Annotated in this window: 19 protein-coding genes and 1 tRNA gene; 4 read left to right on the top strand and 16 right to left on the bottom strand. The window is 51.6% G+C overall.

All coding sequences use genetic code 11. From position 1 onward, the window contains the following. Positions 1–46: 46 nt before the first annotated feature. From FQK12_RS19225 to aspA, 7 genes are all read right to left on the bottom strand, one after another. Positions 47–122: transfer RNA gene (locus tag FQK12_RS19225), tRNA-Phe, on the bottom strand. Positions 123–237: 115 nt separating this feature from the next. Beyond that, complete coding sequence (locus FQK12_RS19220; RefSeq protein ID WP_014227591.1) at positions 238–2325, bottom strand: DUF1176 domain-containing protein; 2088 nt, start codon at positions 2323–2325, stop codon at positions 238–240. A gap of 68 nt (positions 2326–2393) precedes the next feature. Further along, positions 2394–2969 (bottom strand): transcriptional regulator, encoded by a 576-nt coding sequence (locus FQK12_RS19215; RefSeq protein ID WP_014227592.1) that lies wholly within the window; start codon positions 2967–2969, stop codon positions 2394–2396. 35 nt (positions 2970–3004) lie between these two features. Then, on the bottom strand, positions 3005–4774 hold the full coding sequence (locus FQK12_RS19210; RefSeq protein ID WP_014227593.1) for a protein-disulfide reductase DsbD: 1770 nt from the start codon (positions 4772–4774) through the stop codon (positions 3005–3007). Then, a complete protein-coding gene (cutA, locus tag FQK12_RS19205; protein WP_004097896.1) occupies positions 4750–5073 on the bottom strand; it encodes a divalent cation tolerance protein CutA in 324 nt (107 codons plus the stop codon). Before cutA ends, FQK12_RS19210 begins: the two co-directional genes overlap by 25 nt. A gap of 94 nt (positions 5074–5167) precedes the next feature. Continuing rightward, positions 5168–6469 carry an anaerobic C4-dicarboxylate transporter gene (locus FQK12_RS19200; protein WP_014227594.1) on the bottom strand — a complete coding sequence of 434 codons (1302 nt, stop codon included), beginning with the start codon at positions 6467–6469 and terminating at the stop codon, positions 5168–5170. Between the two features lie 118 nt (positions 6470–6587). Next, entirely contained in the window at positions 6588–8024 is a 1437-nt protein-coding gene (aspA, locus tag FQK12_RS19195) for an aspartate ammonia-lyase (RefSeq protein ID WP_004097898.1), read from the bottom strand. Positions 8025–8362: 338 nt separating this feature from the next. On the opposite strand from aspA, the gene FQK12_RS19190 reads away from it, so the two are divergent. Further along, complete coding sequence (locus FQK12_RS19190; RefSeq protein ID WP_004097899.1) at positions 8363–8839, top strand: FxsA family protein; 477 nt, start codon at positions 8363–8365, stop codon at positions 8837–8839. Between the two features lie 19 nt (positions 8840–8858). Here the strand turns inward: FQK12_RS19190 and yjeH are convergent, their stop codons facing one another. Continuing rightward, positions 8859–10118 carry an L-methionine/branched-chain amino acid transporter gene (gene yjeH / locus FQK12_RS19185; protein ID WP_014227596.1) on the bottom strand — a complete coding sequence of 420 codons (1260 nt, stop codon included), beginning with the start codon at positions 10116–10118 and terminating at the stop codon, positions 8859–8861. A 234-nt stretch (positions 10119–10352) separates the two neighbouring features. Here yjeH and FQK12_RS19180 point away from each other — a divergent pair, with 234 nt between their 5' ends. The 3 genes from FQK12_RS19180 to FQK12_RS19170 all read left to right on the top strand — a co-directional run bounded on the left by FQK12_RS19180 (position 10353) and on the right by FQK12_RS19170 (position 12823). Further along, positions 10353–10646, top strand: coding sequence for a co-chaperone GroES (locus tag FQK12_RS19180; protein ID WP_003855929.1), 294 nt, complete (start codon positions 10353–10355; stop codon positions 10644–10646). A gap of 43 nt (positions 10647–10689) precedes the next feature. After that, positions 10690–12336, top strand: coding sequence for a chaperonin GroEL (groL, locus tag FQK12_RS19175; protein ID WP_014227597.1), 1647 nt, complete (start codon positions 10690–10692; stop codon positions 12334–12336). Between the two features lie 133 nt (positions 12337–12469). Beyond that, positions 12470–12823, top strand: a complete 354-nt coding sequence (locus FQK12_RS19170; RefSeq protein WP_004097909.1) for a DUF4156 domain-containing protein — start codon at positions 12470–12472, stop codon at positions 12821–12823. Positions 12824–12870: 47 nt separating this feature from the next. Here the strand turns inward: FQK12_RS19170 and yjeJ are convergent, their stop codons facing one another. From yjeJ to FQK12_RS19130, 8 genes are all read right to left on the bottom strand, one after another. Further along, positions 12871–13737 carry a YjeJ family protein gene (yjeJ, locus tag FQK12_RS19165; RefSeq protein WP_014227598.1) on the bottom strand — a complete coding sequence of 289 codons (867 nt, stop codon included), beginning with the start codon at positions 13735–13737 and terminating at the stop codon, positions 12871–12873. Between the two features lie 22 nt (positions 13738–13759). Beyond that, a complete protein-coding gene (locus FQK12_RS19160; protein ID WP_014227599.1) occupies positions 13760–15883 on the bottom strand; it encodes a peptidase domain-containing ABC transporter in 2124 nt (707 codons plus the stop codon). Continuing rightward, a complete protein-coding gene (locus FQK12_RS19155) occupies positions 15876–17162 on the bottom strand; it encodes an HlyD family secretion protein (protein ID WP_014227600.1) in 1287 nt (428 codons plus the stop codon). Before FQK12_RS19155 ends, FQK12_RS19160 begins: the two co-directional genes overlap by 8 nt. A gap of 80 nt (positions 17163–17242) precedes the next feature. Continuing rightward, a complete protein-coding gene (locus FQK12_RS19150; RefSeq protein WP_014227601.1) occupies positions 17243–17605 on the bottom strand; it encodes a hypothetical protein in 363 nt (120 codons plus the stop codon). Between the two features lie 438 nt (positions 17606–18043). Then, positions 18044–19057 (bottom strand): fimbrial protein, encoded by a 1014-nt coding sequence (locus FQK12_RS19145; RefSeq protein ID WP_014837173.1) that lies wholly within the window; start codon positions 19055–19057, stop codon positions 18044–18046. Between the two features lie 4 nt (positions 19058–19061). Further along, positions 19062–21617: a fimbria/pilus outer membrane usher protein gene (locus FQK12_RS19140; RefSeq protein WP_041165260.1), complete on the bottom strand. Its 2556-nt coding sequence runs from the start codon at positions 21615–21617 to the stop codon at positions 19062–19064. 29 nt (positions 21618–21646) lie between these two features. Next, on the bottom strand, positions 21647–22339 hold the full coding sequence (locus FQK12_RS19135; protein ID WP_014227604.1) for a molecular chaperone: 693 nt from the start codon (positions 22337–22339) through the stop codon (positions 21647–21649). Between the two features lie 57 nt (positions 22340–22396). Further along, on the bottom strand, positions 22397–22957 hold the full coding sequence (locus FQK12_RS19130; protein ID WP_014227605.1) for a fimbrial protein: 561 nt from the start codon (positions 22955–22957) through the stop codon (positions 22397–22399). Between the last annotated feature and the right edge of the window lie 24 nt (positions 22958–22981).

The raw sequence follows: 22981 nt of genomic DNA, 5'->3' as shown, positions 1-22981 counted from the left end.
CGCAGAAAAGCAAAAACCCAGCCATAGGCTGGGTTCTCTGAATAAGTGGTGCCCGGACTCGGAATCGAACCAAGGACACGGGGATTTTCAATCCCCTGCTCTACCGACTGAGCTATCCGGGCAACGGGGCGCATTAAACCGTAATCCGTACGCGGCGTCAATCAAATTTCTCGATTTATCTACTGGTTGCTTAAGTTTACGGCAATTCTGCACCTGAAGACGCTTTTTTGCTGAAAATTACATCATACCGTTGTCGCCTTCACGGATTTTCCAGCCGCTGGTCACCGAGATAGCGCGGCGTAATCCGGAGATCGCGTAGTCGCCAACAATGTCTTCGTCATCGCGCGGCGAGCTGATCGTGATTTCCGCATCGACGCCGTGACGATAGGCGCCGTGGTGGCTAAAGATGGTGCCGATAAAACATTTATCGTTCAGCCAGACCGGGATATATGCCACGGTTTCATAGATATAGTTCGACGCTACTCCGCTATAGTAGTTTTCCGCGTCGTCGGATGATGTGCCCGGAGGAATAGGGCAAATTGGCGCGTCATTGTCGCTCTGTGGCTTATCCTTGAGCAGGCTGCTCTGCATCACTTCCAGCGACTTCAGCAGGTCTGACTTCTCCCGCTCATTCAGCGCAGGCGTCAGAGGCTGGTCTTTTTCCGGCGAGCGAATGTCGTTAAGGGTGTAGCGATAGCGGATTGTCACTGCCGGCGTACTGCCTGAGGGGCCAAACGGGCGCAACAGATAGAGATTGTCTTCGCCAAACTGGCCGTTGTACCAGAGTGCGTAAACCTGGCCGTTAATGCGCACCCAGTGACTCCACTGGTTGGCGCCGCGGCCGTTGAGAGAATAGAGCGCGCCCGGAACGCCTGCGTCAAAATCATCGCCATTGCCGCTATCATCGCTGTTAACCGCAGCAAAAGCGTCGTCGCTGCGTTTTAGTATCCCGGTATAGCTAAAGAGTCCGGTGCCGCCAACGTAGCTGTCGATAATTAAATCGCGTTTACCGTCTCCGTCGAGGTCGACCAGCGTAAAGCTCACTTTACCGTTTTCGGAGTCGGCGCTGATATCGGACTGGAGAAACGCCTGCCACTCATCATCGCTGATATCGGCGGACGGTTTCGTCGTCGATACCAGAGAGTCGTCCGCGTAGGTCAGCGTAAAATGGCTGACGTTCCCGCTGAGGGGGAACTGCTCGGCGATATTATTCAGATCCAGTTCAGGATTGGCCTTCTGCTCCTTTAATACGGCGTTATACAGCGCTTTCAGCGCGTTGTTATCGGCATCTTTCTGCTGCTTCGGGATAACCTGGCTCACAAAGGTGGGCAGCATCCACGCGCCGCCGGGGGCGATCTCCCGGCAATCGCCGGTGGTGTATTTCAGGCTCTGGACAAACGTTTTGCCATCCCAGACGCGCTCTTCACCGCTGATGCAGTCGGCGATGCCGCGGCCTTTATTGAAAAAGGTGAGCACGCCGTCGGCATAGCTGGAGGCGTCGGTGGTGACCAGCTGAGGCTGGGTCATAAACGCCTTGTCGACCACCCACGTTGCATAGCCGTCGTTGTAGGCAGCGCGCCAGCACAGCGCCTGAATCAGCGTGTGGCTTTTATCCAACGGCGTTGCGGTGATCTGGCGCTCAGATGCCGGGATATCCGCGTTTTGCCAGTCGTCGCAATGGCTGTTTAGCAGAGGGACGAGCTGGGGACGGAGTTTCTGCCGCTGCTTCGCCGTCAGCGCTACGGTGGCGGCATTGTGGATGACCGGCGCGGCGATAATTTCCGGCGCGGGCGCGGCTGACAAAATATTCTCATCACCGGCGTCGCCCTGGCGTAACAGCGCATCGGCAGTGCCCAGGCGCTGCTGAAACTCATCCATTTTCAGGAATACGGCGCTGCTGCCCGCGTCGGAGAGCGTTTTACGCTCGCCGTTAAGGGCAAGCTCAATTTTGCCGTTGTGCTCCAGGGCCTGAATCAGGGCCGCCGTTTGGGTGTCGTCAAAGCGAAAGTGGCTCTCGTCGGCGGCCTCAAGTGGACCGTTATCCCGATCGTCAATGAACAGATTTACCGTTGCGTCAGGGGGGATATCGCGTTCGGTTTGCGCGAAAGTCGCCACAGCGATGACGTGCTGCGCCGCGCCCGCATTGCGGGTCAGCAGAACGCTGACTTCGCCCATGGTGGCGCCATAGCCGGCGGCTCGGCAGGTCCCGGTGTTGTCGCAGGCGAGCTCCCAGTCTTTGTGCGCGAAAGAAAAGCCTTGCGGAGAAGCTGCCAGGAGCGGTGTCGAACACAGCCCCATGATGGCAACCCAAAGAAGAGAGCGCATATCAAACCCTGTCAGCATATCGATGAGGAGGGGATTATATGCGCGATGAATTGGTTAAGATATCGGAATCAGGTCAGGGCGCCGCCCATACGGCACTGGGCAAAACGCAAAATGTCTTCTGCCAGGCGACGCGCGGTATCGACATCCGTCTGGCTGCGCTTGATCAGCAGTCGGCTCAGGCAGCCTTCAACGATCAGCTCCATCTGCTTTGCGACCATTGCCGGATCGTCAACTTCGAGCTTGCTAAGCAGTTCATGGGTATAGGCCAGCGAAGCCTGCTTTTGCTGCTCGGCCAGCTGATGGATCGGATGCTGAGGGTCCGGATAAAAAGTACAGGCGGCAATAAACAGGCAGCCGGGATAACGATGGTTGCTTACGCAGGTGGTCAGCGCGGCGTAGCGGGCCAGCAGTTTCTGCTCCGCGCTGAGCGACTCGTCCAGTAAAAGCTGGCGGCGCCAGGCATCGACCTGATGGCTGAGATAGCGAAGCGCGTCGTACAGCAGCGCTTCCTGGTCAGGCCAGAAACGTTTGAGGTCATTGAGCGGGTAAGCCACGCGCTCGGCGACCATTTCCAGCGTGGTGTTAGCGATACCCTCGATTTCGAGGATTTGGATGGCTTCACCCAAGACATCTTCACGTTGCACGGTCTTTTCCTCCATTATTCCTCCTACAGTGTCGCTCACGGTTGTCGATCGCGCAAATGGGCGCTGAATGCCGCGGCATCCATAAAGCCGGTGACGCGCTGCGCGGGCTGCTCCTCGCCCTGTTCATTGAAAAACAGAATGGTGGGCAAGCCGAGCACCTGGAGGTGCTTCAGCAGCGCCGCGTCCCGCGCGCTATTTTTGGTGACATCAACCTGCAGCAGAACGGTCTCTTTCAGGGCCTGTTGAACCTCAGGTGAGGTAAAGGTGTATTTCTCGAACTCTTTGCAGGCCACGCACCAGTCGGCGTACAGGTCGAGCATCACTGGTTTGCCTTTCGCCTGCGCCAGCGCCTGATTGAGCTCATCGACGCTATGGATACGGGTAAACTGGAGATGGGACTGCCGCTGCGCGACCGGCGCATCGAAAGCCCAGTCCTGCAGCGGACGGGCGCTGACCAGCGCGGCGCCGAGCATCACTATTTGCACGATACGCAGCCAGGGGCGCGTGCCGCCCAGCGAGGTAATAAACGCCCAACTAAAAAAGGCGACGCCAAGCAGCGACCAAAGCCGCAGGCCCCACGATTCGCCCACGATACGCTCGAGTAAAAATACCGGCAGCGCCAGGATCACAAAGCCAAAGGCGGTTTTGACGTGGGCCATCCACGGGCCGCTTTTCGGCAGCAGACGGTTACCGAATACGGTCACCAGGATCAGCGGCAGCCCCATACCGAGCGCGTAGAGGTACAGGGTACCGCCGCCCAGCCACAGATTACCGCTCTGGGCGATATAGAGCAGAATGGCGCTCAGCGGCGCGGTGGTGCAGGGCGAGCAGATTAATCCGGCAATCGCCCCCATGGCGAATACGCCGCCGGGTGAACCGCCCTGGCGTTTATTGCTCATCAGCGTCAGGCGCGTTTGCAGCGACGAAGGCAGCTGGAGCGTAAACAGACCAAACATCGACAGCGCCAGCAGGATAAACAGCACCGACAGGCCGATCAGCACATAAGGGTGCTGCAGCGCCGCCTGGAACTGCAGGCCCGCAGCGGCAACGACCAGCCCCAGGGCGGTGTAGGTCAGGGCCATACCCTGGACGTAGATAAAGGCCAGCAGCAGCGCGCGGGCGGTGGAGAGGCGTTTTTGACCGCCCAGCACGATGCCGGAAATCAGCGGATACATCGGCAGAACGCAGGGGGTAAACGCGATGCCGATACCAATCAAGAGCGCCCACAGCGCGCTAAAGGGGAGAGCGGCATCTTTATTGTCCACAGCGGGGGGCGGAAGGTCAGACGGCGACTCTACCGGCAGCGCCGGGCGCGTTTCCAGCGGCAGAGGCGGGGTCAGCCCGGGTTGCCCGACGGCGGCATCGCTGCTGGAGCGCGCGAGCGCGTTGCCGAGCGGCACGATTTTGGTTTCCGGCGGATAGCAGAAACCGGCATCCGCGCATCCCTGATAAGTCACGGTAAGAGTCGCGCCGGCGGCGGCGTGAGTCAGAGTGACCGGCACGGTCAGGCGCTGGCGGTAAATTTCGCTTTTACCGTAAAACTCGTCCTCATGCCATTCGCCTGCAGGCAGCGAGGGGTCGGTAAACGCCGCATCGGCGGACGTCAGCTTTATCTGTTTACGGTAAAGATAGTAACCATCCTTGATTTGCCAGGTCAGATTAAGATCGTGTTGATTCTGCTGAAAATCGAAGGCAAAAGCCTGGTCAGCAGGAACAAAGTTCGAGCGGCCAGGGGCGTCGAACAGGCCGGCAATGGCCGATGTGCTGCAAAGCAGCAGGATCAGCGTAATGATGCGTTGAGCCATGAGAGGTAATCGTTGTCTCCGTGAATAACGGGCAGAACCAGAAGTTCAGGGGTTTGATACGGGTGATGGGACTTCAGGCAGTCCAGCAGCGCCTGCTGATGGGCAAGGTCGGTTTTCAGCAGCATTTGCACTTCATACTCCTGCTCCAGTTTTCCTTCCCAGTAGTAGAGCGATGTCGCTCCCGGCAGGAGAGTGGCGCAGGCGGCGAGTTTTTCCGCCAGCGCTTTGGCCGCCAGGTCCTGGGCGGTCGCTTCATCCGGCGCGGTACAGAGTACAACAACAGCATCAGGCATCGTCATCGTGAACCTCGTATCAGCGAAAAGAGGCACTATAGCATGCAAGATAGGGAGGATTAACGAAACGGGCCAGGATCTGGCCCGAATTTGAAGAGATTTACAGCATGATGCCGCCGAAAATAAACCCGAGGATCACGCATAGCGTAATGGCGATGACGCCGGGGATCAGGAAGGCATGGTTAAAGACATATTTGCCGATACGGGTGGAGCCGGTGTCATCCATTTCGACCGCCGCCAGCAGGGTGGGGTAGGTCGGCAGAACGAAAAGGGCGGAGACGGCGGCAAATGAGGCGATGGCGGTAAGCGGGCTCACGCCCAGCATCAGCGCGGCGGGCATCAGCGCCTTAGTGGTCGCGGCCTGGGAATATAGCAGGGTCGCGGCGAAGAACAGCACCACCGCCAGCAGCCACGGGTAGTTGTGCAGCAGGTCGCCCGCTACGGTCTGGATATCGCTGATGTGGGCTTTCACGAAAGTATCCCCCAGCCATGCGACGCCGAGAACGCAGACGCAGGCGCTCATGCCGGATTTAAAGGTGCTGGCGTTGAGCACTTCACCGGTGTCGATTTTGCAGGTGATGCTTATCAGCGTCGCGATAGTCAGCATAAACACCACAATCGCTTCGTTACGCGGCAGGACCGGATCCTGGATCAGCCCTACGGTATCGCTGATGGCGGTGGCGTAGAACATCACCGCGACGATACCGATCAGAAACAGTAATACCGAGCGTCTGGCGTGCGGCTTCAGTTCAAAAACCTGGCTGCCGCGCAGTTTGACTTCCCCTTTTGCCAGCCGCTCCTGATAAATCGGGTCGTCTTTCAGCTCACAGCCGAGGAAGTTACAGACGATGGCGGTAAGCATGACGGCAATCAGGGTAACCGGAATACAGATCGCCAGTAGCGTCAGGTAGCTGACGCCCAGGGGCTCGAGAATACCGGCAAAGAAGACCACCGCGGCGGAAATCGGCGAGGCGGTAATGGCAATCTGCGAAGCGACCACCGCAATGGAGAGCGGGCGTGAGGGGCGGATGCCCTGTTCTTTTGCCACTTCGGTGATAACCGGTAAGGTTGAGAACGCCGTATGTCCGGTTCCGGCAAGCACGGTCATAAACCAGGTGACCAGCGGCGCGAGAAAGGTGATGTATTTGGGATGACGCCGGAGCATACGTTCGGCAAGGCTGACCAGGTAATCCATCCCTCCGGCGACCTGCATGGCGGCGATAGCGGCGATAACCGCCATAATGATTTCGATGACGTCGAAGGGGATCGCGCCAGGTTTAATTTGAAACACGAGGGTCAGGACGAGGACGCCCAGGCCACCGGCGAAACCGATGCCGATTCCCCCGAGCCTGGCCCCCAGATAAATCGCCAGCAGGACAATAACGAGTTCTGCACCAAACATATTTGCCTTCCTTGTTTTATTAACAAGTTGATATTGGGTTGTTGTAATTTAGTAAATCAATAAGAACAAAAAGGGCATGTCATTGCTGACATGCCCGTGGTTAGTTTAATCGGAAAACCTACTGTTCGCTTTCATCGGTATAACGCTTCGCTTTGTAGGCCGGATGCATCAGGTTTTGCGCAGAGAAGATATCGTCCAGCTCCGCCGCGGTCAGCAGGCCGCGTTCAAGCACCACATCCCGCACGCTTTTGCCCGTTTCAGCGCAGATTTTGCCGACGATATCGCCATTGTGGTGGCCGATATACGGGTTGAGGTAGGTGACGATGCCAATGGAGTTGTAGACGTAGCTTTCACATACCGCTTTGTTGGCGGTGATGCCGCTGACGCATTTTTCCAGCAGGTTGTAGCAGGCGTTGGTCAGAATATGGATAGATTCAAACATCGCCTGGCCAATCACCGGTTCCATCACGTTCAGCTGCAGCTGGCCCGCTTCGGAAGCCATGGTGACGGTGGTGTCGTTACCGATTACTTTGAAGCATACCTGGTTGACCACTTCCGGGACCACCGGGTTAACCTTGGCGGGCATGATGGAAGAGCCCGCCTGCAGTTCAGGCAGGTTGATTTCGTTCAGGCCAGCGCGCGGGCCGGAAGAGAGCAGGCGCAGGTCGTTACAGATTTTGGACAGTTTTACCGCCAGACGCTTCAGAGAGCTGTGGACCATCACGTAGGCGCCGCAGTCGGAGGTCGCTTCGATCAGATCTTCCGCGGGGACAACCGGCAGGTTGCTGACTTCCGCCAGTTTTTGTACCGCCAGCTGCTGATAGCCATCCGGGGTGTTCAGACGGGTGCCGATAGCGGTCGCGCCAAGGTTCACTTCCAGCAGCAGTTCCGCGGTGCGCAGAATGCATTTGGTCTCTTCGTTAAGCAGAACATTAAACGCGTGGAACTCCTGACCGAGGGTCATCGGTACCGCATCCTGTAGCTGAGTCCGGCCCATTTTCAGAATGTCCTGGAACTCCACGGCCTTCTGCTGGAAACCTTCGCCCAGCTGATTAATCGCATCGATCAGTTTGAGGATAGAGGCGTAGACCGCGATGCGGAAACCGGTTGGGTAGGCATCGTTGGTGGACTGGCATTTGTTAACGTGGTCGTTCGGGTTGAGATACTGATATTCGCCTTTCTGGTGGCCCATCAGTTCAAGGCCGATGTTCGCCAGTACTTCGTTGGTGTTCATGTTAACGGAAGTGCCCGCACCGCCCTGGAACACATCGACCGGGAACTGGTCCATGCATTTACCGTTATTCAGGACCTCATCGCAGGCGGCGATAATGGCATTGGCGACGCTTTTGGGGATAGTTTGCAGCTCTTTGTTAGCCTGCGCAGCGGCCTTCTTCACCATCACCATTCCGCGGACAAATTCAGGGATATCGCTGATTTTGTTGTTGCTGATGTAGAAGTTTTCAATCGCTCTCAGAGTATGGACGCCGTAGTAAGCGTCAGCTGGAACTTCCCTGGTACCCAACAGGTCTTCTTCGATACGAATGTTGTTTAACATGTGAACCTTCTCTTTCAAGCTGCCTATGAATTCACCAAATACGCAGAATTTATGGGATCTAGCGCATTTTCTGGCCGCAGATTATTTCCTTAATCGGCCCGGTGCCCACGATCATATGCTGATGATAGCGAATATCAGCCGCCCTGATCACTTATTATGTAGTGAATCTTATAAGAATTATTAATCTGTGAAATGAGTCACCGGTTTTCTAATTTTGAAAAAAATAAGCTTTTTTTACGATTGAAAAGTGACGTTTTGGCCCAACATCTTGCTGATGCGAATAGCACATCTATGACTACGGGCGCCGATGCTGGCGTCTGTTAATGAAGGAGACGCCGGTGCGTTGGATTCCGTTAATTGCCGTTTTTTTATACGTTTACATTGAAATCTCGATCTTTATCCAGGTCGCTCATGTGCTTGGCGTTCTGCTGACGCTGATTCTGGTGATCTTCAGCTCGGTGGTGGGGATATCGCTGGTGAAAAACCAGGGCTTTAAAAACCTCATGCTGATGCAGCAGAAGATGGCAGCGGGGGAGAGCCCGGCCGCAGAGATGATCAAAAGCGTGTCGCTGATTATCGCCGGTTTGCTGTTGCTTCTGCCGGGGTTCTTTACCGATTTCCTGGGGCTGCTGCTGCTGTTACCTCCGGTACAGAAGCATCTGACCTTAAAACTGATGCCGCATCTGCGCTTTAGCCGAATGCCGGGCGGCGGGTTTAGCGCCGGAACGGGCGGCGGCGATACCTTTGAAGGCGAATACCAGCGTAAAGACGACGAACGCGACCGTCTCGATCATAAAGACGATCGCCGCGACTAACATGCATTGCCCGGGCCGGTTACTCCGGCCTGGAATACCCCTCCGCCAGCCTGCGCTTCGGTAAAAACAGCCACAGTACCGCCAGCATGATAAACGCGTAAAGGCTCTTCCAGCCCACCATCGCCAGCAGCAGCAGGCAAAGCAGGCTGCCAAACGCCGCTAACGCGCGATAACGTCCCTCAAGCAAACGGCAGCCCGCCAGCATGCACAGCAGATAGATCATAATAAAAATGCCGTTGGCGTAGACGATCAGCGCATCAAGATTGATATTGAGCGCATAAATGCATAACGCGCTAATGACGCAGCAGCCGAGCACCGCGTTCAGCGCGTTGCGCGGAATCTGTCGCGGCGACAGCCGGGCCAGATAGCTCTCGGGCTTGTACTGCGCCTGCGACCAGACCAGGCGAGCAAAACTCTGAATATAGATATTGAGGCTGGCGAAGCAGGCGAGATAGCCGATAACGCAGGCAATCCACAGCGCCTGCACGCCAAACAGGCGCACCACGATATTGGGCAGCGACGCGGCGGCGGCCATCTCCTCGCCAAAGGCATGAAAATGCAGGACCAGCACGGTACAGGCCCAGTAGACGGAACCCGCCAGTAATAAGCCAATCATCAGCGCGCGGGGGAAATCGCGTTCCGGCTGCTTAAACTCAGAGGCCAGGTGTGCAAAAGCCTCCAGCCCGACAAAGCACCAGAACATCACTGAAAGCGCGGAGAAAAGCTGCGAACTATCGATTTCAGCGGGCGCCGGGAAGGGGATCTGCGCGGGATTGATCGCGCCGCGCCACCAGATGGCGACGATCAGGGCGACAATCAGCACGGCAACCAGCGTTTGTAGATTGGCGCTGGAGCTGGCTCCGCGGGAACCGACCCACCAGATAATCGCCAGCGTTCCCAGCTCGGCCAGCAGCAACTGGCTGTCGTGCCAGCCAAAAAGCGCCTGACCAAAGCCGGTGGCGATGTGCAGGGCCGCGGGTAATCCCACCGGGATCACCGATAAAAAGAGCCAGCCGGTGACGCGCGCCAGACGCGGGCCAAAGGCCATATTCACAAAATGCGCCACGCCGCCGGCGCTGGGAAAGTGGCGACCCAGCGTCGCAAAGACGATAGCGATGGGAAACACCAGTAAAATCAGCGCCGGCCAGGCCCAGAGGCTGTTATCGCCGGCGACCAGCGCGGCCAGTGCCGGAACGGCGAAGACCCCGGTTCCCAGTAATGACGTGGAGAGTAATCCCACGCCTTGAGCCAGCCCTAACTCCTGTTTTAAACCACTCATGATTCAACCTTGCGCCCGGCAAAAAAAGGATGGTATCACAATCGCTTTTGCTTATGACGTCGGGCGAGGACGGCAAATTTATGTGCGTCCGAGCACGAGGACAAATTTTTTTTTACTTTTCCCCTTGAAGCGGTAAAACCCCATCCCCATCTCTCAGGGCACTAGCCGGAAAACCGTGTGCGGACCGGCGTCATCCATAACTGATAATGACTTTCTCAAAGGAGAGCTATCAAAATGAGTATTCGTCCGTTACATGATCGTGTGATCGTCAAACGTAAAGAAGTTGAAACGAAGTCTGCTGGCGGCATCGTTCTGACCGGTTCTGCGGCAGCAAAATCAACTCGTGGCGAAATCATCGCTGTCGGTAAGGGCCGCATCCTGGAAAACGGAACCGTGCAGCCTCTGGACGTTAAAGTTGGTGACATCGTCATTTTCAACGATGGCTATGGCGTGAAGTCCGAGAAGATCGACAATGAAGAAGTGTTGATTATGTCCGAAAGCGACATTCTGGCAATTGTTGAAGCGTAATCCGCGAACGACACTGAACATACGAATTTAAGGGAAAGATAAAATGGCAGCTAAAGACGTAAAATTCGGTAACGACGCTCGTGTGAAAATGCTGCGCGGCGTAAACGTACTGGCAGACGCAGTTAAAGTAACCCTGGGCCCGAAAGGCCGTAATGTGGTTCTGGACAAATCCTTCGGTGCGCCGACCATCACTAAAGACGGCGTTTCCGTAGCGCGTGAAATCGAGCTGGAAGACAAGTTTGAAAACATGGGCGCGCAGATGGTGAAAGAAGTTGCCTCTAAAGCGAACGACGCTGCAGGCGACGGTACCACCACCGCAACCGTACTGGCTCAGGCGATCATCGCTGAAGGCCTGAAAGCCGTTGCTGCGGGTATGAACCCGATGGACCTGAAACGTGGTATCGACAAAGCTGTCGTTGCCGCCGTTGAAGAACTGAAAGCGCTGTCCGTACCGTGCTCTGACTCTAAAGCCATTGCTCAGGTAGGTACCATCTCCGCTAACTCCGACGAAACCGTAGGTAAACTGATCGCGGAAGCGATGGACAAAGTCGGTAAAGAAGGCGTGATCACCGTTGAGGACGGTACCGGTCTGGAAGACGAACTGGACGTGGTTGAAGGTATGCAGTTTGACCGCGGCTACCTGTCCCCGTACTTCATCAACAAGCCGGAAACCGGTGCTGTTGAGCTGGAAAGCCCGTTCATCCTGCTGGCCGACAAAAAAATCTCCAACATCCGCGAAATGCTGCCGGTTCTGGAAGCCGTAGCGAAAGCTGGCAAACCGCTGGTTATCATCGCTGAAGACGTTGAAGGCGAAGCGCTGGCGACCCTGGTGGTGAACACCATGCGCGGCATCGTTAAAGTGGCTGCGGTTAAAGCTCCGGGCTTCGGCGACCGTCGTAAAGCTATGCTGCAGGACATCGCAACTCTGACCGGCGGTACCGTTATCTCTGAAGAGATCGGTATGGAGCTGGAAAAAGCGACTCTGGAAGACCTGGGTCAGGCGAAACGCGTTGTTATCAACAAAGACACCACCACCATCATCGATGGCGTGGGTGAAGAAGCTGCGATTCAGGGCCGCGTTACTCAGATCCGTAAGCAGATCGAAGAAGCGACTTCTGACTACGACCGTGAAAAACTGCAGGAGCGCGTTGCGAAACTGGCAGGCGGCGTTGCGGTAATCAAAGTTGGCGCAGCGACCGAAGTTGAAATGAAAGAGAAGAAAGCACGCGTTGACGATGCCCTGCACGCGACCCGTGCTGCGGTTGAAGAAGGCGTGGTTGCCGGTGGTGGCGTAGCGCTGGTTCGCGTTGCCGCTAAACTGGCTGGCCTGACCGCTCAGAACGAAGATCAGAACGTCGGTATCAAAGTTGCGCTGCGCGCAATGGAAGCTCCGCTGCGTCAGATCGTATCCAACGCCGGTGAAGAGCCGTCTGTTGTTGCGAACAACGTGAAAGGCGGGGAAGGTAACTACGGTTATAACGCCGCAACTGAAGAATACGGCAACATGATCGACTTCGGTATCCTGGACCCAACCAAAGTGACGCGTTCTGCTCTGCAGTACGCAGCATCCGTTGCTGGTCTGATGATCACCACCGAGTGCATGGTTACTGACCTGCCGAAAAGCGACGCGCCTGACTTAGGTGCTGCTGGCGGTATGGGTGGCATGGGCGGTATGGGCGGCATGATGTAATCGTGCGCTATACCCCTTAGAAATAAAGAACCCTCGGGCAGAAATGCTCGGGGGTTTTTCTTTTTGTCGTCTTTTTAGTATAAGGTTGTACATCCGGGCCAGTGCGTCCAGCTCATTGATCGTGGGGAATAACATGCAGGTAAAATATTTAGCAGGGATTGTCGGCGCAGCATTGTTGTTAGCAGGTTGCAGCTCCAGCAACGAATTGACCTCTGGTGGCCAGAACGTACGCTTTGTTGAGGATAAACCGGGTTCTGAATGCCAGCTGTTAGGCACCGCGACCGGTACGCAGAGCAACTGGCTGTCCGGGCAGAATGGTGATGAAGGCGGCTCTATGCGCGGTGCGGCAAACGCTCTGCGTAACCATGCGGCAGAAATGGGAGGCAACGTGATTTACGGCGTCAGCAGCCCGACGCAGAATCTGTTGTCCAGCTTTGTCCCGACCGATAGCCAAATGAACGGCCAGGTTTATAAGTGCCCGAATTGATTTAACAGGTGCCTCTCTTGAGCCAATAGAGGCACCTGGCATATTTTTTAGCGCGCGTTGATTTTCGCCTGTGTCGCCAGGTAGAACGCATGTAAAGGCCGCAGGCACTCCTCCAGCGTCATCATTCTCCCCGGCTGAGAAGGAAGAATTTGGCTAAAAATCTGGCTGGGCTGGCGCTGCGCATGCATTTCTTTCAGCTTTGGGCTTCTCTCAATTAAGCGCATCACAACGCTATTCTCCTGCTCTGACGGATGGGCGGCGTTGGTTTTAATCACCGCGCCGGAGATGATTTTTCGGCCTTCCTCCGTGTCACAGCAGTACAGTACGCCCAGATAATGGGAAAACAGATTGAGTTTCCACTCATCCTGAAGATACTGCTGATAATCAATGTTACTGGTATTCGTTAAATCCAGTGCATATAGCATCAGGCTTTCCAGTGATGACGTTAAATTTTTAATCAGTTCGTTATCACCGGCGTTTTTAAGAGATTGCTGAATACCAATCAGCAGCGCTTCAACCTGCATATCATCAATGCGCAGCGTAGCAATTTGCTCGTTTTGCAGCACCAGAATGAGCGTTGACCAGGTCGCTCCTGGTTTTAACGTAATTGATATGACTCGCCTTTCCGGATTGGGCTGCTGGACTTCCGGCATACCTATAACCGGGGTGTTTTCTATGAGCTGCTCATTAAAAGCAATCAGTTCATTCTTATAACTTTCACCTTCAGCGTTTAAGCGCTGTAATACGATAGCCATCCTGTGTTGTAAAACTAACAGGAGGTCGGTAAGCGCCTGGGCCTGAAGATAGTAAGACTGGCAAAGTTGGTTACTCAGCTTTACTTTGAGCATTAATGCTAAAAATTTGTCTTCATATTTAATTGATGCGGTATTAAAACCAATAAACGTGCCTTGCATTCGGATCTCCTTTTCCTGAGGGTTACGCTGGTGCCAGCGTGCGTAGCTGTGATAAATCAATGATGCGATCGGCTGAGGCAATGGTGGATGGCCGATGGGCGACGATGATTCGGGTAATGCTTAGCCCAGAGATAGACTGGTTAATCACCGACTCATTTTTAAGATCGAGATGACTGGTGGCTTCATCCATAAACAGAATGCTGGGTTTTCGGTAGAGGGCGCGAGCGATTAAGAGCCGCTGTTTTTGTCCGCCAGAGATGCCTAAACCGAGCTCGCCGACAATGGTTTCGTATCCCATCGGCATTTTCATGATTTCATCATGGATATTACATCTGCGTGCGCATTCAACGATAAAGTCCATATCGGCGTTATCTTCAAAGCCGCTGATATTATCGATCAGGGAACCCGAGAAGAGTCTGTCTTCCTGCAGAACGCAGGCCGTTCCATGACGGAAGTTGTTAAGGCCGATTTTCTGAATATCGAGGTTATCCGCTATCACATCGCCGCTGGTCGGGGACAGCAGGCCACACATGACTTTCAGTAGCGTGGTTTTACCGACGCCGGAAGGGCCGACCAGCGCGATGGATTCGCCCGGTTCAACGGTAATATTTAAATTAGAAAAAATAGGCTGTGAAAACGGATCGTACTGGTAGCTGAGATTCTTCACTTCCAGTTTAACGCCCGTGTTTTCTGCAAAAACGCGTCGTGAAGGCAGTTCTTTTTCCGGTTCGCTAAAGACGATCTCTGAAAGACGCTCATTATGTAACGACAGCATACGCAGCTGCATAATCAGATCGATCAAACTTGAGGCGCGCTGTGAGAACTGACCGCGATAGGCATTAAAGGCCATAAACATGCCAAGGGTCATATTGTTATCAATAACCATAATTGCCCCTAGCCAGAGAACCGCAACCTGGTCGATAGAAGTAATAAAGGTATTAATACCGCCAAACATCATATCGAACCGAGTCTGTTTGATACCGGCATTACAGGCGTCGATGTTGATATTTAACCAGTGCTGAGAACGGCGTTCTTTCAAGTTCAATGCCTTAATCGTTGAAATACCATAGAGCGATTCCATAAAGTGCGAGCTGGAACGGGCGCCCTTGATAACCTGCTCTTCGGCAACGCGGCGGTAGAAGCTGTAGGTCGCAAAACGCATGATGACGTAGCATAAAGTAAAGCCCACCACGACCCAAACCAGCCAGCCGCCGTAAAGCGTTAGCATAATCAGCAGGCCAACGGTCATAATCGAATCGATAATGCCGGTAACAATGCTATTGGTGAAGGTTGAGCGGATAGTATCCAGCGAAGAGAAACGAGACTGAATATCGCCCAGATGGCGCTTCTCAAAAAAGGATAACGGCAGGCTCGTCAGATGATCGAACAGCGTTGTCTTCCACTGAATATTGGTCAGCGTATTTAACGTTAATGAGATCCAGGCCCGCAGCATACTAATAAATGTACGGAAGAGCGTGAAGAAGACCAGACCAATACAGATAACCGAAAGCAGGCTCTGATCGTGCGCCATGATGACGTGGTCGGTGACCAGCTGCGTGCCGATGGGTAATAACAGACCGATAGCTTCAACCACCACTGAAAAGGCAAAGATCTTGAGCAGGACGGATTTCAGCCCAACAATATTACGCATCAGGTCCAGCAGGCGTAGACGAGATTTCGCCTGTTCCTGCTGAAAATTTTGGTCCGGCCATAGCTCCAGCGCAACGCCGGTAAAGTTATTGGACATTTCCTGGATGCCAATAACCCGTTTACCCAGCGCCGGGTCGTGAACAATAAAGCTGCTTTTACGCACTTTAGTGAGTACCACGTAATGGTTCATACCCCAGTGGATGACGCAGGGCAGCTTTAGCTGCTTGATTTCATCCAGGTCGAGGGATAGCGCGCGGCTTTTCAACCCGGCATGTTCCGCCGTTTTGCTCAACGACATGAGCGTAACGCCCTGCGAAGGGCTGCCGTAGCGATGACGGAAATTGAACAGGTCGATATTGAGCCCGTAGAAGCCGCAAACCATCGCCAGACAGGCGATACCGCATTCGGCAGCCTCCGACTGTAATATCACCGGCGTTTTGTGGCGGAATGAAAAATTTAGCTTGTCGGTAATCGTCTTAAAAAGTTCTTTATTCATCGATCGGGCCACTCACGCTTTGCGTCATCTTATAGAAAGGGGTAAACATCCACATATACAGCGGGCGTTCTTCAAGAAAAACTACCGCCTGAGCCTTCAGGCCGTTAGAGAGCGTGAGCGTTTTTCCATTGTAGCTAAAAGTCTTGTCTTTAATTTTTATAATGGCTTTATAGAGCGCCAGCTCCTGCTGGCTAGTGCCGTTATTAACGTTGGTATATTCAGCCATCTCCTGGCGTGATGCTGGAACCGAGGAGATAGAAATCACCTTTCCTGGAAATTGTCCAAATTTATCCGCAGGAAAAGCATCATAGCGAATATTAATCGTGTCGCCTGGCTTCACATAAGGGATAGTATTATTGGGTAACCATAGGATGAGATAATACTCAATATCCCCTGTGGGTTTTATCTGTGCGAGGCTGCTGCCGTTCTCAACCATCTGCCCCTTAGTCACGGCCAGCGACTCAATCTTTCCATTAGTTGTGGCTTTAATAATGAGATTACCGTTCGCGTTAGATTCAACCAGCTGGTTTTTGTAATCATTGATTTGATTGTGCTGGCTGGAGATCTGATTATCAAAGTCTGCTGCTTTGGTTATTTTATCGCTATTGGTTTGCGTGAGCTGAGATTCCAGCTGCATCTTTTGGGTAACCAGAGATTGATAGGCGCTTTGCTGTTGAAAATATAAAGAATGCTGATAGTTATACTGGTCTTTGGTTATCAGACCATCCTTGAGGTATTTATCATAGCTGGATAAGTTGGTAAACATTTTATTTAAGCCAACCTGAGTCGTCGCCAGCATGCGGTTAGTTTCTGCCAATGAGGCGCTGGTGGTTTTAATCTGTTTCTCAAGCGCAGTTAATGTTTCAGATTTATTGCGCATCAGTTTGCTTATGATATCTTCCGCATTAGCGATTTTTTCATTAATTACTTCAATTTGGGCCGCGCTCACATTCCCATTGATGGTATTACGCGAAACGTCAAGCTCATAAAGCGGTTGACCTTTATTAACGATATCACCTACTTTTACGTGCTGATTAACCACAAAACCTTGCTGTGGGGCGAAGACGTTAACGGAGTGGGGGAGCGTAATGACCTCGCCACGCACATCAATGCGTTGAGTAAAGGTACAAAATATGAGAGATAATACAAGGGCGATAAGAAAAAGTGATGCTAACAAGGTGACCAACCACGCCGGAATACCTGCTAACAATAATGCTTTCCCTTTCCAGTGAATTTTTTTGTACTCAATCGCTTCCTTGCGATAGATATTTTTTAACATTGTTATCAGCTTTGAGATAGAGAAGTGAGATAAAAGAAGGCTCGTTAGAGCCTTCATAAAGTTATGGTCTGAAAATTTTCTTACCAGTAGGCTAGCGTACCATCAACAAATCCATCAAACATCTCGATGCATTTATCGAGAGTGATATCCCAGCCAACCATGGCACCAGCAATAGCGCCACCAACGCCGCCAACGCACAGACCGTAAATCATCCCCACCGCCTGGCCAATTGACCCGATACCTAAAATACCGCCACCATTGCCGCCAAAGATACCGCCCATAGCAGAACCGGCAAGTGCGCCAGCAGTGGCGCCTAAAATGGATGCCCCAATAGCTTCTGCGCCATTACAAATAATGCTACTTAAGGCATTAGCAACAGACGAGAAATCCCAGGAGTAGCCGCCAGAAATCTCTTCCATTTCAAATACAGTTAATTGTTTCATTATATATTCCTTTTATATATGGGTGCTTTTTTGAATACAACAAGTCAAATCAAAAGTAATTTGACACTTTTTAAATGAAAACCACGAATGCGCAAAGTGATATTTCGATGCTGATTCTAGTATGTGTTTATTATTTTTCAATGTTCGCTTTGATGATTGATTAATGAATTTTTAGTGATTCATGTAACAACCTTTGTGAATTAATATCTATGATGTGATTATGTGTGAGTAAAAAACCTGACAAAGAGAAGTGTTTTGCTCGCCATACTTGAAGTTGTTTATGCATCGGCTGTGTTCGCTCATCCCATAAACTTCATCCAGTAAACTTCTGGGAGCCCACTCGCAACTAAAATCATTTTTGATAATTGAGTTTTTATCGCACCAATAGTTCTGTGCTAAACCGACCGGGATGAATTTATATCCTTGTTAAGGAGAAGACTATTCCTCCTGGAGAATGACCTCTAAATCTGTTTTTATCTCACCGGTGATTCCTGCAGAAACATTTTTAGCGATTTTAAAATAGTCAGCAGTGAGAGTTAAGTCTTGACTCTTAGTACTGACGAAGGGATAAGCGTCCAGATCGTTAAATTTTATCGCAGAACCATTTTTTTTAAGAATGATACCTATGTTTTGAGCACCGTCTGGTAATGAGTTTAATAGTAGCCCATTTACGCTCGTTGATGCTACAGATATGGGGCTAAACCAGTAAATATATTTTTTGTTAGTTTCCGAATCTGGGCACTTAATATCGAGGGTAATGTTTTTAGCCTTGCCTGCGGCGCTGCCGACGGCTACTGAGTTTAAATCTGAAATGTCAATGGTGGATAGTTTTACGATACTCCCATTTCGCGGCGAGATTTCACAGGTAGTTTCCTTAAAAGTAATGTTAGTCAAATCCACATTGATTCTGAATAATTCAGCGGTATTCGATGCACCTGTGTTGGTCTGATTTGGCGGGCCAGCCATAAAATAAACCGCCGTTTTGTTTCCCTTTTGTTTCGTTATGGGGCCGGTTTTCACTAACCAGACCATGACCTGGCCAGACGCTTTAGAAAAATAATGATTGCTGGCTATTTCTGGCTGATCTATTTCTGCAGGGGAAAAATAGTTAACTGATGGTAAGGTAATATCAGAAATCTGAAACCCAATACCGGGGATGCCCGTCTCATAAACTATTTTTCCACCAATTTTAGTAATATTAGATGGGCTTACGACAGGTACGGCTCTGACGACATAAACATCGCTGGAACTACACGATGAAAATGTTTTGGGATTTACACTTCCACGTCTTGCCGACGCTAATATGCTACCGTTAGGTAATGTGGAATCCGCGATGACAGAACCGTTAAAACTAACGGTAATCGCACCGCCACCCGTTTTACTATATGAGCAGGTAGCCACCGCCTGTAAGCTTATGCTGAGTAAACTAATAATAAAAAAAAGACATTTCATAGTATTACTTTCCCTGTTGGTGGCAAACCGCAGTCGTCTGCGCGATGCCTTCGATTTCCGTAGCCAGACTATAAGCCGCTTTACACTGCTGACCGGCCTTTGACCCCCACTGGGCATAGACTTCACCGTTATCTTTCAGACCGGACATATAGACCATACCGCCATCAGATACGATGCTGGCCTGGGCATTTTTATCGGTAGTTGATGTTACCGTTGCGCCATACGGCACGTTTTCTCCTGACGCTCTCTTAAGGATAAGAAATGCGCGACGGCCAATATTGCCCGCGAAGTTAGCCCGTACAACGGCCGCACGGGTGGGCACCACTTTTTGCGTCGTATTTGGCAACTCCATATTATTACCCAGAGTCGTGCTATCTAAGGTTACGTTGGTCCGATGGTATGGCGTAACGTACGGAATAATCGCGTAGCCGCGGGAGTCCGTTTCGATAGTCGCGTCGTTTTCCAGGCGTACATTTTTCAGCCCGGGCGCTTTAACCAATACGGCGGTCTCAGACATTTCCTGACCTAAGGTAATACCGTCGGCATGAACTAATACGCCACCGCTCAGACCATAGTTAATTAACTGGCTATTTTTGGCATAACTGTAGCCGGCGTTAACTGAACCCGCGGAACCACGATAGTTGCCGTAGATGCCGCCGCTGGCATCTTCCCTATTGCTGTAGCCCTGCTGGACGTTCCAGTCGAGGTTATGATTTTCTAGCGCAACCCCGCTCAGGGAAACATACTGATCGGTGGAGCCCGGACTGCTGTTGGTGGCGTTGTAGGTCGCATAAGCATTGGGCAACCACTCGCTTAAAGGAATAGAGATATTAAATGAAACGACATGGTCATCCTCTACATAACGGCCGGAGCCATTATTTCCCCAGCTGTAGCGGCTATAGCTATAGCCCGCATAATAGTTGAAGCGACGGAACCCGCCATTATAACCAATATTTAGCGAGTTATTGTGGCGCTTGCTGTCCCAGTAGTCCTCAAATATACCGGATACAGAAAGGCTACCTAACCCCGCCCCCAGGCTTTGGCTCACGGTAATATTGGTTCTGTTACGCAGAGAGCGCGGAGTATAGCCGCCGTATCTGTTGCTATAGGTGTTCATCACATCGCTTAGCGTATTGTACCCGGAGGTCGAATAGCGATAGCCAGCTACGGTAATATTGGTGCCGGTCTCAAGAATATTTTTACCATAGCGGATACGCCAGGATTGGCCGGATGTTTTATCTTCATCTTTCTTGCTGGACCAGGCTGTCGTGACGTCTGCGGAAACTGCGCCAATATCGCCAAGGTTTTGCCCGGCTCCGAAAGCGAGCGCCTGATAGTTGGATGCCGCCTGCAAACCGGTATAGAAAGTGGTGTTGCTTAAGACACCGTAGCTGATCGTAGCCTGCGTAAACGGCTTTTCATCTATATTTCCGTCATATGGGCGATATTTACCGCTCGTAATTTCATACTCCATCTGGCCTTCTCTGAGCATTAATGGCAGAGAGGCGTAAGGCACGACGAAGTTCTGTCGGGAACCATCTGACTCCTCGACGGTGACGTAAAGATCGCCGTTACCGCCGGTCGAGTAGAGATCGGTGATTTCGAAAGCGCCTGGGGCGACAAAGGCCTGGTAGATTTGATAGCCATTCTGTTTAATGACGATGCGAGCGTTGGTCCTGGCAATACCCCGAACAATTGGTGCGAAACCGCGCAGGCTTTCAGGAATCATATCCGTATCGGTTGCCAGTTGAATACCCGTGAAGGGGACGCTGTCAAAAATGCTGGAGAGAGAGGTGCTTTCACCCATGACTAAGGTGCTTTTTAACGGAACAATGCTTCGCTGCACATAGAGATAGACGGAATCCCAATCACTCTTCGTACCGGCTGATTTATTCCAGGTACTAAGGTTGCGCAGGCGCCACGGCCCAACGTTCAGGCCGGATTGTAAATTAAGATTGTAATATTCATTGTCAGCTTCGTAGTCTTTACCTGAACTAAACTGATAGTTGGTCAGCAAGGCGTTAATACCGTCATCAAACTCATCGGGAGAAACAAAACCCTGAGCGATTGTCGACAGGGCTGCCTGCGGTATGGAGATCAGCAACTGTTGAGTATTAAAGTTAAAATCGGTAGTCAAATCCGGGATGACGCTCGTATCAGCACAGCCGTTTGCATCCTCTCTTAATGTTGGAAATGCTTCTGAACGTAAACCATAGGTTGTTAATTTAGCAATGCTTAAACAAGGGGCCAATTTTTGCGCACCTGTCACCGGATCTTTTTTGTCAACAAAGCGGATATCAGCTGTTTCTTGCAGACTATTATTTAAAATAACGTCAATCCGATACACCCCTGGCGCCTGCGCATCCCTGGTTGAGTAGAGGGATAAATCCGGTATTGAGGATGGATCGCCCTGATTTACTGACTTAATAAAAGCGGGATCAAAAAAATCACGTGCGAGGGTATTAGTGCTTAAACCGAGAGCGAGCGCCGGAACGAGAACGAAAAATGTGTGGTAGGTTGCAGATAGTGCCCCTCCCATTTTTTTTATTGAAATAGACATACTTTTCACCCTGGCCAATGAAGAAGAATTTATATCGATGAGGTATTGGCTGGCCCTGAACCCCCGTTATCCGTAGCAACCTTCCACTCGATCTCTGAACCATTTATATCTGCAGGCAAAGTAAACTCTTTGCTGGCAAAAGCATCAATATTATTAACTGAACTGGTAATATCCCTGCCGTTTATTATTATTGATTTAAAATAAATGAAGAACGGCGTCGGATTTTTTAGCGTTATTTTATTACCGGATTTACGCCACTGCAGTTTTTTAGCTTCAGTAGTAATATTCAGATCCTGAATAGCTCGAGGGCGATAGATGAGACGCATTCTGTGGCGAACGGCGAGCTGCAGCTTGTTTTTGTCGGCTTCACTTTCGCTGGTCGGTGGGATAGACATAACGTTAAAGAAGTAAACGGTTTCACGATCCTGCGGCGCTTTGGATATATACGCATTAGGGAAAATACGCACCGTATTCGTTTGCTTTCCCTCCAGACGGAAAAGCGGAGGCGTCACCATAAAAAAGCTATCTTTTATCCCTTCAGATGCTTCAACCCAGGATTTAATGAGATAGGGCGTATCATCTTTGTTTTCAATGTTTGCGCTGATTTCTCGCGCGCCTTCTTTATAAAGATGGCGGGTTGAATCAACCACGACTCCGGCCTGAGCCACAAAGCAGATGGTAAAAAAAGAAAGTGTAGTCAGCCTCAATAATGACTTCAGCATAATTCATTCCCTGAATAAAATAATGGGGTTTACCTGAGGTAAACCCCGGTATGCTTATTAGTAGCTAATAGTAAAGGTTGCTACACCCTTAACTGCACCATCGGTAACGCCGTTTGCGGTTTTAATATATGCCGCTTTATAACGCAGATAAGAAGGAGTCCCTGCAGTATAAGCAATAACCTTAGGCGTAGTACCGGTGAAGCTTACGCGGGTTCCATCAGTGTTAACCACGGTAACAGCAGCGTTAGTCGCCGGACTGGCAGCGGTGTTGGTCAGTACGTCATCCAGGCCGCTGATGTAGTCGCCTGTTACGGTTACGTTGATATTACCGGAATATTTAGTCGCGCCTTTCTGGCAGTCTTCGATTTTATACTCAATGTCTTTTGCTGTAGACATATACGGCGTGTTGACTGCCATTGCCTCCAGCACGGATGCTTTGACATCGTCCAGAGTTAAAGAACCGCCTGAAATCATCGCGGACGGCGTTACGTTACAGGATTCGCCGGTGTCAGTAACGTTACCCAGAATAGTCAGAGAAGAGCTGTTCCCTGCCGCGAAAGCCTGAACGCTCAAAGCTGCAGAAGCAGCGACCATTACAGCTACAATTGTTTTTTTCATTTATTTAATCCATTTATATATACT

Origin of the sequence: Klebsiella sp. ME-303, assembly GCF_007910085.1 — a bacterium.
In the GTDB taxonomy this organism is placed as follows: domain Bacteria; phylum Pseudomonadota; class Gammaproteobacteria; order Enterobacterales; family Enterobacteriaceae; genus Klebsiella; species Klebsiella michiganensis.
This window is presented reverse-complemented; position numbering and strand designations above follow the sequence as displayed.